The organism is Pseudomonas rubra, from assembly GCF_028656935.1.
Taxonomy (GTDB): Bacteria; Pseudomonadota; Gammaproteobacteria; order Pseudomonadales; family Pseudomonadaceae; genus Aquipseudomonas; species Aquipseudomonas rubra.
The window spans coordinates 44,009-55,884 of the sequence record NZ_JAMDGZ010000054.1 but is presented as its reverse complement, the minus strand read 5'-3'; the positions used below and the strand labels follow the sequence as shown (position 1 = coordinate 55,884).

The window sequence follows — 11,876 nt, the reverse complement described above, 5'->3', positions numbered from 1 at the left end:
GCCGGCAAGCCGGCTCCCACATTTGTCGCAACGTACCATGGCCTGTAGGTTCGGCGTTGTCAGCCTTGGTGCAAGGCGAGAGTGCGTGTCGAGGCAAGATTGTTTCCACTCTGGATTTTGCCAAAACACTCATAATGGCGCGCCTTGCGCCGAGGCGAACAACGCCGCTCTCACAGGCCATGGGTGGGAGCCGGCTTGCCGGCGATGCGCCGCGCGAGCGGCGCTCGATCTCAAAAGCACTACAAGCCTTAAGGTCTACAGGTATGTCTGTGCGCCGGCATCGGGCGCCAGCCTCAAGAACACCAGCGCCGAGGCCATGCACGCCAGCGCACCCACAGCAATCACCAGGGCGATATCCGCCACCGCCACCTGCTGCTCACCTTTCAAACTCATCAGCAGGCTGAGCAACGAAGCCGCCACCCCCACCGACAAACTCATGGTCAACTGCACCGTCGCCGCCGACAGGCTACTGGCGCGGCTGTGCAGCTCGACGGGCACGTCGGCATAGGTCAGGCCGCCCATGGCGCTGAACTGCAACGAGCGGATCAGGCCGCTGGCGAACAGGATCAACACCACCAGCCAGTACGGCGTGTCGAGGTTGAAACTGGCGCAGGCGCCCAGGCTCAATCCGGTAAACAGCGCATTGCAGCTGAGCGTGCGGCGAAAGCCGAAGCGGCGCAGGATGCGCACGGCCAGCAGTTTGACCACAAAGGCGCCAACGCCACCAGTAAAGGTCAGTAAACCGGCATGCAAGGGGCTCAGGCCAAAGCACAGCTGAAACAGCAGGACCATCAGGAACGGCTGCGCCGCCGTGCCCAGGCGGAACAGGTTGCCTCCCCAGAAACTCAAGGCAAAGCTGCGCACGCGCAAGGGCGAAAAATCCAGCAGCGGCTGGGCGCAGCGGCGGGCATGGCGCACATACAGCACTGCCGTCAGCAAGCCGAGCAGCAACAACAGCAGCACCCAACGCCGCGCCAGCAAGCCATGGCCCAGCGCCTCGAAGCCGAACACCAGTGACGCCAAGGCCACACTGGCCAGCAGCAAGCCGCGCAGGTCCAGGCGTTGCTGGCTGTCGCCGGGATAATCGGGAATGTGCCGCAGCACAAGGTAAACCCCGAGCACGCCGATGGGCAGGTTGACCAGAAAGATCCATTGCCAGGACAACAGCGTCACCAGCAACCCGCCCAGCGGCGGCCCGAGCATCGGCCCCAGCAACGGCGGAATGGTCAGGTAGGACATGTTGCGCAGCAGCTGTTCGCGGGGCGACCAGCGCAGCAGGATCATCAACCCCACCGGCACCATCATCGCCCCCGACGCACCCTGGCACAGCCGCGCCAGGCACAGCTGCAGCAAGGAGCCGGCCAGGGCGCAGGCCAGCGACGACAGGGTGAACAGCACGATGGCGAGAACGAATAACCGCCGAGGCCCGTAGCGGTCCGCCGCCCAGCCGCTGACCGGTACCGCTAACGCCGCCGCGAGCATGTACAACGACACCACCAGGTTCATGCGCACGCTCGGTGCGCCGAACTCCAGGGCCATCTGCGGCAAGGCGGTCATCACCACCGTGGCGTCGATCAACTCCATCAACAGCGCGCAGCCGATGATCATCGGGACCCGCCGCGATTGGCGGATGCTGTCGCCGAGTGCGGGCGTCTGCAGGCTGCTCAAGTCAGAACAGCCCCGAGGTGGGCGGCGGCGTGCCGGTCAGTTGCCAGGCGCCCACTGCGGCGGCTTTCCAGTGCCGTGGGTTGTGGTTGGCAACGGTGCGCGCATTGCGCCAGTGGCGGTCGAGGGTGTGGCTGCGGCCGGGGGTCGAGGCGCCGCCAACATCAAACAGCAGCTCGGCAGCCTTGAGCGCCGACTCGGCGGCAATGTACTGGGCCTGGGCGACATCGATGGCGGCCTGATCGACCAGTTGCGAGTCAAGGCCGGCGGCCCAGGCGCGGTCGATCGAGGCGGCAGCACGCAACACCACCGCCTCGGCGGTGAAGGCGCGGGCGGCGATGTCACCGACGCTGAGCTGCACATAGGGGTCATCCACCGAGCGCGTGGCGCTGCTGTGCTTGATCGGCCGGGCGTGCTCACGGGCAAACAACGTGGCATCGTCCAGGGCATTGCGGGCAATGCCGGCCTGCACCGTGGCCAGAAACAGCTGCAAGAACGGCGTGACGATGGTGCGCTTGCCCTCCTCCACGGTGCGGGTGCGGATCTCGTCGGCGTACACCACGACATCGTCCAGGCGCGTGGTGCCGCTGGCAGTCAGGCGCTGGCCCATGGCGTCGAAATCATCGAGCAGTTCCAGGCCCTTGCGGTCACGCGGCAGTACGAACGACACCGGCTGGTCATGTTCATCCAGGGCCACGGCGCTGACCCAGTCGGCATAGAGGGAACCAGTGCTGTAGTACTTGCTGCCACTGGCGCGATAGTGCTCGCCGTCACGCACGATACGCGCACTGATCGCGCCATTGGCGCCACCCACTTCCCAGCCGGCATTACCCAACACCGCGCCTTGCAGGTAACGGGCGAACCAGCGCTGGCGCTCGGCCTCGGCGCCGTCGGCAGTGGAAGACAACAAACCTTCGATAAAACCAAAGCCGGGGCGCAGCGCCTGGGCGACGTTGGAGTCCACCGAGGCGATACGCAACAACAGGCCGATCACATCGCTGACGCTGCCACCCGGTCCGCCATAGGCCTCGGGGATGCGGCAGGTGTAAAGCCCGGCCTGGGCAATCTGGCGCACGGCTTCATAGGGCAATTGGCGCTCGCGCTCGCGTTGCGCAGCGCCGGCAGCAATCAGTGGCAACAGGTTCTCGGTATTGCCCTTGAGGTCGTCAAGGTTGCGCCGTTCAGCGCGGGGTACTGCGGATAAACCAGGCATGGGCTTTCCTTGAAGGAATCAGGCGATCAGATCGCCAGGCGGAGAAATTCGAAACTGACCCGACGGCCGCTTTCCAACTGCGGGATGGCGTCGAGCAAGGCACGGGTATAGGGGTGTTGCGGGCGGTCGAAGACCTCGCGCACGGCGCCGCTTTCCACCGCCACGCCGTCTTTCATCACCAGCACCTGGTCGCTGACATGGTTGATCACCCCCAGGTCGTGGGAGATGAACAGGCAGGCCAGGCCCAGGCGTTGCTTGAGGTCGTCGAGCAGCTCGAGGATTTGCGCTTGCACCGACACATCCAGCGCCGACACCGGCTCATCGCACACCAGGATCTGCGGCTGCGCAGCCAGGGCGCGGGCGATGGCGATACGTTGCCGCTGGCCGCCCGACAACTCGATCGGGCGTCGCTCCAGCAGTGCTTCGTCCAGGCGCACCAGGTGCAGCAACTCGACCGCCTGCTGGCGCCACTGCGCGCGCGCATGCCCGGCCACCTCCAGCGCCTCGAACAGCACGCGCTGCACGGTGTAGCGTGGGTCGAAGGAACTCAGCGGGTCCTGGAACACCACCTGGATGCTGCGGCGCAGCTGGCGTTTGTCCTGGTCATTGAGCTGCAACCAGGGCCGGCCATTGATCTGGATCTCGCCGCCGTCGGGTGTTTCCAGGCCGAGGATCATCCGCGTCAAGGTGGTCTTGCCCGAGCCCGACTCGCCGACGATCCCTAAGGTGCGTCCCTTGTGCAGCTGCAGCGAGACCTTGTCGACCACGGTGCGCAGCTTGCCGTCCGGGCCCTTGAAGGCCTTGCTCAGTTGCTGCACCTGCAACAGCGGTGCACTGGTTTCCACTACAGGCGTAGCAACGGCGGCCAGTGCCGGCACCTGCGGGCGGCGAAAATGCACCGCCGCCCCGGCCTTGAGCAGGTACTGGGTGTAAGGGTGCTGCGGGTCCTGCAGCACGGCCTCGACACTGCCCTGCTCGACGATCACGCCGTTGTGCATCACCGCCACACGGTTGGCCAGGCGCGAGACCACCGCCAGGTCATGGCTGACGATCAACATCGCCGTGCTGTCGCCGCGCAGCGACTCAAGCAGGCTCAGCACCTGGGCCTGCACCGTGGCATCCAGCGCCGTGGTCGGCTCGTCGGCAATCAGCAGGCGCGGGTTGCAGGCAATCGCCGAGGCGATCAGGGCGCGCTGGCGCAACCCCCCGGAGAGCTGCCAGGGATACTGGCGGGCGCGCAGCTCAGGCTCCGGCACGCCGACGGCGCGCAGCAGTTCCAGCACGCGCGCCTGGCGTTGTTTGGCGTCCAGTTCGGTGTGCAATTGCAGCGGTTCGGCAATCTCCTTGCCCACTGGCCGCAGGGGGTCGAGCGCGCCCAAAGCGTCCTGCATGACGAAACCGATCTGCGCGCCGCGCACCCGGCGCCAGGCATGCTCGTCGAACTGGCGCAGGTCTTGCCCGGCAAAGGCCAGGCGGCTGGCCTGCACCTGTGCATGGGCACCGGTGAGCCCGGCCAGGGTCCGCGAGGTGACGCTCTTGCCCGAGCCGGACTCGCCCACCAGTGCCAGGCATTCGCCCTGGCGCAGGCTGAAGCTGATGCCCTTGAGCACCGGCGCGGCCTGGCCAAAGCGCACCTGCAGGTCGCTGACCTCGATCAGCGGCGCGGGGTGTTGGATAACAGCGTTCATAGGCGTTTACCTTCGTTGCGGCGCAGCAGTTCGCGGCCGATGGCGGTGATCGAGACCACGGTGAGGGTGATCGCCAGCGCCGGCCAGGCCACCAGCCACCAGGCGTTGGCCAGGTAGTTGCGGCCCATGGCAAGCATGCCGCCCCACTCCGGCGCTGGCGGTGGCGCGCCAAAGCCGAGAAAGCTCAGGGCCGCGCCGGCGACGATGGTGCTGCCGATGCCGATGGTGGCGAGAATCAGGATCGGCTTGATCGCATTGGGCAGCACATGCCGCCAGATCACCTGGCGCCGTGCCAGGCCGAGGGTGGTGGCCGCCTCGACATAGCCTGCGTTGCGCACCACCAGGGTTTGCGCGCGCACCAGGCGTGCATAGCGCGGCACGCTGGCAACGCCGACGGCGATGATGGTGTTGACTGCGCCCTGGCCAAAAAAGGTGATGATCACCAGCGCCAGCAGCAGGTCGGGAAACGCCAGCAGCACATCGACCAGGCGCATCACTGCGCCGTCCAGCAGCCGTGGGCCGAGCCCGGCCGCCAGCCCCAGTACGGTGCCCAGCAGCAGCCCCACGGCGGTGGCGCTCAGGCCCAATAGCAGCGACGGGCGCACCGCGTAGACCAGCCGCGCGAGGATGTCGCGGCCGTTCTCGTCGGTGCCCAGCCAGTGCAGGCTGCTGGGCGGCTGGAAGGCCTGGCGGGCACTGGCCTCGAGCGGGTCGGCAGACACCAGCCAGCCCGGCTGCAGCGCCGCCAGCAGCAAGAACACGACGAACAGCGCCGCCAGCAACAGCCCCGGGCGCAAGGCCAGTTGCCGGCGGCTGGCAAAGCGCGCCTGGGCCTGGATCAGGCCACTGGCGGGCAGCACGGCGGTGGTTGAATTGATCGGCGCCATCGGGCACCTCCATGATCTGAACGTTAGGGTGCAGGGTTGGGGATCTGCCGGTGGATCTGCTCGATACGCGCCAGGGCCTCGCTGTCGAGCCTCACCTCAAGGGCGCCGAGGTTGTCGGCCAGTTGCGCAAGGCTGGTCTGCCCGGTCAGTGCGCTGCTGACAAACGGCTTGCTGATCACATAGGCCAGGGCCAGTTGCGCCGGGCTGATCCCCAACTCCTGGGCCAGCGCTACGTAAGCGCCGATGGCCTGATGGGCGCCTGGGCTGTCGTAGCGATTGAAGGTGCGGTACACCGACGACAAGCGCGAACCTTGCGGCAAGGCGCCGTTGAGGTACTTGCCGGTCAGCGCGCCGAAGGCCAGCGGCGAATAGGCCAGCAAGCCGATGTTGTCGCGCTGGCTGAACTCCGACAGGCCACCCTCGTACAGACGATTGAGCAGGCTGTAGGGGTTCTGGATGCTGACGATGCGCGGCAGGTTCTGCTCACGCGCCTGGCGCAGGAACTCGGCCACGCCCCACGGGGTTTCGTTGGACACGCCAATGTGGCGAATCTTGCCGGCGGCCACCTGTTCGGCCAGCACCTGCAAGGTTTCGGCGATGCTCACGGTCTCGCGGTCATCGGCGACATAGGGGTATTCACGCTGGCCGAATATATTGGTGGTGCGGTCCGGCCAGTGCAGTTGGTAGAGGTCCAGGTAATCGGTTTGTAGGCGCTTGAGGCTGCCGTCCAGGGCGGCGACGATATTGGCCCGATCGTGGCGCGTACGGCCCTCGCGAATATGCGCCCCGGCCCCCGGTTGGCGAGCCGGGCCGATGATCTTGCTGGCCAGCACCACCTCGGCGCGCCGCCCGCTTTTCGCCAGCCAACTGCCGATAAAGCGCTCGGTGCTGCCCCAGGTTTCTGCCTGGGTGGGTGTGGGGTACATCTCGGCGCTGTCGATCAGGTTGATGCCGGCGGCCAGGGCCGCGTCGAGCTGGCGATGGGCATCGCTTTCGCTGTTCTGGTGGCCCCAGGTCATGCTGCCCAATCCCAGCACGCTGACCTGGATGTCGCTGTGGCCCAATGGACGTTTGATCATGCTTGCTTCCTCTGGAAAGTGAAACGCGTCAAACCGCTGCAGCGGCGCGCTGGTATTGGCTGGCCGGGTACGGCAGGCCGAGGTGGTCGCGCAGGGTGCTGCCCTGGTATTCGTGGCGGAACACCCCGCGCTTTTGCAGCAGCGGCACCACCTCGTCGACGAACACCTCGACGCCTGAGGGGAACATGTCCGGCATGATGTTGAAGCCGTCGGCGGCACCGGCGCGGAACCAGTGTTCGAGGGTGTCGGCGACCTGTTCCGGGGTGCCGACGATCAGCCGGTGGCCGACCAGGATGCGGCGCGACAGCTCACGGATTGTCAGGTTCTCGCGCCGCGCCAGGTTCAGCTGGGCTTCGAGAAAGCCGTGGGAGCCGCGCTCGAACTCCGCCACCGGGCCGATCCGTTCCCAGGGCAAGGGTGCATCCAGCTCCAGTTCGCTGACCGCCAGGCCCACCCGCGCTGCGACCTGGTTGATCAGCCCTGCTTCGCCGTAATAGGCGTTGAGTTGATCAAAGCGCGCCTGGGCCTCGGCTTCGCTGCTGCCGATCACCGTCGACAGCCCCGGCATGATTTTCAGGTGCTCGGGGTTGCGCCCCCACTGGCGGGCACGCTGCTTCATCTCCTGGTAGAAGGCCTGGCCGTCGACCAGGGTGGTCTGGGTGGTAAAGATCGCATCGGCATAGCGCGAACCGAGGGCCTTACCGCCTTCGGAAGACCCGGCCTGGACCAACACCGGCCGGCCCTGGGGCGAGCGCGGCAGGTTGAGCGGGCCCTTGACCGAGAAGTGCGCACCGACAAAATCGATGGCGTGGACCTTGGCCGGGTCGGCAAAGCGCCCGCGCTGGGCGTCGCCAATCACCGCGTCATCTTCCCAGCTGTCCCAGAGCTTGAGGGTGACGTCGATGAACTCATCGGCGCGGGCATAGCGGTCAACGTGGCGCGGTGCTCCGGCCAGGCCGAAATTCTGCGCAGCAGCATCCCCCGCATTGGTCACCACGTTCCAGGCCGCCCGGCCGCCGCTGATATGGTCCAGCGAGCTGAAGCGCCGGGCCAGGTTATAGGGGTCGTTGTAGCTGCTCGACGCGGTGGCGATCACGCCGATATGGCGGGTCGCCAAGGCCACGGCGGTGAGCAGCACGGTCGGCTCCAGGCGCGCGGCCGGGTGTTCGGCGATATCGCCGAACAGCGCCGGGCCGTCGGCGAGGAAGATCGCATCGAGCTTGCCGCGCTCGGCAATGCGCGCGATGTTGCTGTAATACGCAGGGTCCAGGTAAGCATTGGCCGGCACCTCGGCCTGGCGCCAGGCGCCGGAATGGGCGCCGAAGCCGAGGATGTTCATGCCGATGCTCATGTGTTGTGCAGGCTGGCTCATGGCAACTCCTAAAGGTGAGGGTCAGACCGCGCTGGCTTCGTCGCGGGCGCTGTTGTCCTGGGCGTGCAACTGGCGCCAGGCGGCGCCGGGGCTGACGCCGTTGAGGTAGTAATTGCCCAGCGCCTGTTCGCGGTAGATCGCCGGGTTGTGCGAGGCCAGGGTGCGGGCATTGCGCCAATGCCGGTCGAGGCGCCGGGCTTGGCTGGTGGCCGAGGCGCCGCCGACTTCAAACAGCAAGCTGGTGGCTTGGAGCACCTGCTCCAGGATGATCTGCTGAGCCTGGTAGGTGCGGATGTCGGCCTCGACGTAGTGGTCTTCACCGACCGTGCCGTCGAGCTCGGCCTCATGCACCCTCTGCAGCACCTGGGCGACGTCGAGCACCAGGGCCTGGGCGGCGTAGGCCAGGCTCGACAGGCGGCCGATCACCCGCTGCACCAGCGCATCGTCCTTGGGGCTGGACTGGCCCGGTACGCCAAAAGCGCGGGTACGGCCCTGGACGAAGGCCACCGCATCGCGCTGCACCGCGCGGGCGATGCCGGCCAGGGTTGCCAGGTGATACAGCTGATAGAACGCCGACAGGTAGGATTCGGCGCGCAACTCGCCGGGCTTGAAGCGCCGCAGCACCTGCTCCGGCGGCACTGCGACGTCGGCAAAACGGGTGGTGCCGCTGCCGCTCAGGCGCTGACCGAAACCGTCCCAGTCATCCTCCAGGCTGACCCCAGGCGCGGTGGTCGGCACCACCACGCTGACAAAGTCCTCGTCGAGCATGGCCACCGCCGCCACCCAATCGGCGTAAATGGCGCCGGTGCAGTAGTACTTCTCGCCTTGCAGCAGCCAGCCGGCCTCCGGCGCCTGCGGGTCGGCCGGGCTGAGGCGTACCGAGTTGCCGGTGGTGTCGGTGCGTTCGGCCATGGCCGCGCCCCACAGCTGCCCCGCCACCACCTTACCCAGCCAATGGCGCTGGGACGCGGCATCGCCACTGGACAAGCGCCCTTCGACAAAACCGAAGTGGGCGCGGAAGATCTGCGGCAGATTGGAGTCAGCTTCGGCCAGGTCGATCAGCAGGCGAAACAGCACCGGCAGGCTGACTTGGGCGCCATCCAACGCCTGGGGTACACGCAAGGCGCCGAAGCCTGCCTCGCGCAGCCAGTTGACCGGCTCATGGGCCAGTTCGCGGTGTTGTTCACGGCTGATCGCACCGTCGGCAATACGGGCAAAGAGTGGGGCAAAGCGCGCCTGCAAGTGCGCGTAGTCCTGGCCTGCGCTGCTGGCGGCCAGAGGGGTTGGCAGATCATGGGCACTCATGGCTTGTCCTTGAAAATCGGGTTCATACGCTGGTGCTGCGTGGGTCGACCCAGTGGTTGATCAGGTCGACGAGAAAGTTGACGACCACATAAATCGCCGCCGCCAGCAGGGTGATGCCCAGCAGCAAGGGCATGTCCTTGGTCACGGCGGCGTCGAGCATCAAGCGGCCGATGCCCTGGCGGGCGAACAGCATCTCGATGATCACCGCACCGCCCAGCAGGCTGGCGAAGACAAAACCCGACAGCGTCACCAGCGGCACCAGGGCGTGGCGCAAGGCATGCTTGAGGCGCACACCGGTTTCCGACATGCCGCGGGCCCTGGCCATGGCGATAAAGGGCTGTTCGAGAATCTCCTCCAGCGCCTGGCGCAACACCTGGCTGAGCACCGCAGCAATCGGCAGGGCCAGGGCCAGGCTCGGCAAGATCAGCGCCTGCCAACTGTTGGAGCCGGACGGCGGCAGCAGGTGCCAGCCGAACGAGAACAGCAGCAACAGGACGATGCCGATCACGAACGACGGCGCCGACGACAGCACCAGCTCGCTGCCGGACACCAGCGAGCGCACCCAGCGCGCCCGGTTGGCGGTGAGCACGGCGCAGGCCACCGCCAGCAGGATTGCCAGCAAGGCGGCGGCCAGCGACAGTTGCACCGTGGCGCCCAGTTGGCTGCTGATCACCTGCAGCACCGGAATGCGCAAGCGGTACGACTCGCCCAGATCGCCCTGGGCCAGGCGCCCAAGGTACTGGCCGTATTGCACCCACAACGGCTGGTCGAGGCCGTATTCGGCACGCACCTGGGCGATCAGCTCGGCGCTGGGCATGGCATCCGGGCCGCCGAGAATCGCCAGGGCCGGGTCGCCGGCACTGAGGTTGATGGCCAAGAAGGTCAGGGTCGCCGCGCCCCAAAGCACGCCGATGCCGGCCAGCAGGCGCCAGGCCAATCGCTGCAAAGTCATCATGTGCCCTCCGGGTCGAGCCAGACGCTGGTGAAGAACGGGGTGTTGTGCGAGGTATCGAAAATCAGCCCCTTGACCTGCTTGCGGTAAGCCAGCAGCACATGGCTTTCGAACACCGGCACCGCTGGAATGGTTTGCGCCAGGCGCTGTTGGGCGATGCGGTAGAGGCCGGTCAGCGCCTGCGGGTCGGTGGTCTGCCGGGCAGCGCTGAGCACCCGATCAAGCTCGCCATCGCGAAAGCGCCCGGCGTTCTGGCCGATCAGCTTGGCGGTGCTGATCGCCTGGCTGTGGTAGAGGATGAACAGGCCATCGGGGGTGTTGGTGTGCCAGTAGCCGCCGCCGATCACCTGAAAGTCGCTGGCGTAGCGGCGCTGGGTGACCTGGGCCAGGGGCAGCAGGTCGATGTCGAGCTGCAGGCCGATCTTCTTCAGGCCCGCCTGGATGGCCACGGCAATGCTGCTCGGGTAGGCGGCGGTTTCGTAGGTCAGCAGGTGCGCGGCCAGGCGCTGGCCGCTCTTGACCCGGTAACCCTGGGCGTCGCGTTCGCTCCAGCCGGCCTGGTCGAGAATACGGTTGGCCTCGGCCACATCAAAAGCCAGCTCGTCCTTGAACGCCGGGTCGTAGTAGCGGGTGTTGGCGGCCAGGAAATCGCCCTTGGCCAGGTACTCGCCAAAGCCGGTGATCCAGGCCAGGCCGTCACGGTCGATAGCCTTGGCCACGGCGCGGCGCACCTGCACATCGTCAAAGGGAAAACGCTCGACGTTGAAGGTCAGGCTGCGAAACGGGTTGGCCTTGCGGATGCGGCTGTGCATCTGCAAATCCGGATTGGCGCGGATGGCCCGGGCATTCTGGGTGGGTGCATCGACGGTGAAGTCCGACTGGCCGGATTCCAGGGTACTGAAGCGAATCATCGGCTCGGGGACGATGCTCAGTTCCAGGCGGTCGAGGTAGGCCTCGCCCTGGTGCCGGGTGACCGCAGGTGCCCAGTTGTAGCCCTTGCGCTTGACGAAATTGGCACCCTGGTCGCGGGTGTAGCTTTCCAGCACGAAGGGCCCGGAGCCGATCGGGTGTTCGGCGATGGACTTCGGCGCTTCGAGGATCTGCCGTGGCGAGATCATACTCAACCAGGATTGCGCCAGCACATCGAGGAACGGCGAATAAGGCTCGCGCAGGTGCGCCTCGAAGGTGTACTCATCAACGATACGCCCGTCCACATAGGGGGCGATGTAGGCGGCGGCCAGCGGCGATTTGGTTGCCGGGTCGCGCATGTGTTCAAGGTTGACCTGCAGGGCGCGGGCGTTGAATTTCTCACCATCGCTGAAGGTCACGTCATCGCGCAGATGAAAGGTGTAGGTCTTGCCGTCGTCAGAAATCTCCCAGGACTTGGCCAGCCACGGCGAGATATTGCCCTGCTCGTCCTGGTACAGCAGGCAGTCGAACAGAATGCGCCCCAGCCACTGCACATTGCCGTGGGAAATCGAATGCACGTCGAGGGTGGTGGTGTCCGACGCCGTGGACACCCGCAGGGTGCCGCCGGGCTTGCCCGGGGCAGCCTCGTAATAGTCTTGCGCGGCGTAACTCAAGGTGCCGTTGGCCAGCGTGCCGTCGATGCCACTGCTGCCCTGCCCCGCAGCCGGCTCCACCGGCTTGCAGGCGCCCAGGGCCAGCAACGCACCAAGCATGGCGGGCGGGCCCAGCCTTGCGATTCGTCTCAT

Annotated in this window: 9 protein-coding genes; all 9 read right to left on the bottom strand. The window is 66.5% G+C overall.

Annotated elements, in window-relative coordinates:
- Positions 1–255: 255 nt before the first annotated feature.
- The 9 genes from M5G17_RS22950 to M5G17_RS22910 all read right to left on the bottom strand — a co-directional run bounded on the left by M5G17_RS22950 (position 256) and on the right by M5G17_RS22910 (position 11,876).
- Positions 256–1,608, bottom strand: coding sequence for an MFS transporter (locus M5G17_RS22950; RefSeq protein ID WP_273895179.1), 1,353 nt, complete (start codon positions 1,606–1,608; stop codon positions 256–258).
- A 61-nt stretch (positions 1,609–1,669) separates the two neighbouring features.
- A complete protein-coding gene (locus M5G17_RS22945) occupies positions 1,670–2,878 on the bottom strand; it encodes an acyl-CoA dehydrogenase family protein (protein WP_273895176.1) in 1,209 nt (402 codons plus the stop codon).
- A 26-nt stretch (positions 2,879–2,904) separates the two neighbouring features.
- The gene (locus M5G17_RS22940; RefSeq protein WP_273895175.1) at positions 2,905–4,566 is read right to left on the bottom strand and encodes a dipeptide ABC transporter ATP-binding protein; all 1,662 of its coding nucleotides are present in this window, start codon (positions 4,564–4,566) and stop codon (positions 2,905–2,907) included.
- Positions 4,563–5,453 (bottom strand): ABC transporter permease, encoded by an 891-nt coding sequence (locus M5G17_RS22935; RefSeq protein WP_273895174.1) that lies wholly within the window; start codon positions 5,451–5,453, stop codon positions 4,563–4,565. The genes M5G17_RS22940 and M5G17_RS22935 overlap by 4 nt, the downstream gene beginning before the upstream one ends.
- 23 nt (positions 5,454–5,476) lie before the next feature.
- On the bottom strand, positions 5,477–6,532 hold the full coding sequence (locus M5G17_RS22930) for an NADP(H)-dependent aldo-keto reductase (protein ID WP_273895173.1): 1,056 nt from the start codon (positions 6,530–6,532) through the stop codon (positions 5,477–5,479).
- 28 nt (positions 6,533–6,560) lie between these two features.
- A complete protein-coding gene (locus M5G17_RS22925) occupies positions 6,561–7,904 on the bottom strand; it encodes an LLM class flavin-dependent oxidoreductase (protein WP_273895172.1) in 1,344 nt (447 codons plus the stop codon).
- 21 nt (positions 7,905–7,925) lie between these two features.
- Positions 7,926–9,209, bottom strand: coding sequence for an acyl-CoA dehydrogenase family protein (locus M5G17_RS22920; RefSeq protein WP_273895171.1), 1,284 nt, complete (start codon positions 9,207–9,209; stop codon positions 7,926–7,928).
- A 22-nt stretch (positions 9,210–9,231) separates the two neighbouring features.
- A complete protein-coding gene (locus M5G17_RS22915) occupies positions 9,232–10,164 on the bottom strand; it encodes an ABC transporter permease (RefSeq protein WP_273895170.1) in 933 nt (310 codons plus the stop codon).
- Positions 10,161–11,876, bottom strand: a complete 1,716-nt coding sequence (locus tag M5G17_RS22910; RefSeq protein WP_273895169.1) for an ABC transporter substrate-binding protein — start codon at positions 11,874–11,876, stop codon at positions 10,161–10,163. Before M5G17_RS22910 ends, M5G17_RS22915 begins: the two co-directional genes overlap by 4 nt.

What these genes read in the sequence shown, in the direction of transcription:
- M5G17_RS22920 (WP_273895171.1), bottom strand. Translation starts at nt 9,209, where the DNA reads ATGAGTGCCCATGATCTGCCAACCCCTCTGGCCGCCAGCAGCGCAGGC.
- M5G17_RS22930 (WP_273895173.1), bottom strand. Translation starts at nt 6,532, where the DNA reads ATGATCAAACGTCCATTGGGCCACAGCGACATCCAGGTCAGCGTGCTG.
- M5G17_RS22915 (WP_273895170.1), bottom strand. Translation starts at nt 10,164, where the DNA reads ATGATGACTTTGCAGCGATTGGCCTGGCGCCTGCTGGCCGGCATCGGC.
- M5G17_RS22945 (WP_273895176.1), bottom strand. Translation starts at nt 2,878, where the DNA reads ATGCCTGGTTTATCCGCAGTACCCCGCGCTGAACGGCGCAACCTTGAC.
- M5G17_RS22935 (WP_273895174.1), bottom strand. Translation starts at nt 5,453, where the DNA reads ATGGCGCCGATCAATTCAACCACCGCCGTGCTGCCCGCCAGTGGCCTG.
- M5G17_RS22940 (WP_273895175.1), bottom strand. Translation starts at nt 4,566, where the DNA reads ATGAACGCTGTTATCCAACACCCCGCGCCGCTGATCGAGGTCAGCGAC.
- M5G17_RS22925 (WP_273895172.1), bottom strand. Translation starts at nt 7,904, where the DNA reads ATGAGCCAGCCTGCACAACACATGAGCATCGGCATGAACATCCTCGGC.
- M5G17_RS22910 (WP_273895169.1), bottom strand. Translation starts at nt 11,876, where the DNA reads ATGAGACGAATCGCAAGGCTGGGCCCGCCCGCCATGCTTGGTGCGTTG.
- M5G17_RS22950 (WP_273895179.1), bottom strand. Translation starts at nt 1,608, where the DNA reads ATGATCATCGGCTGCGCGCTGTTGATGGAGTTGATCGACGCCACGGTG.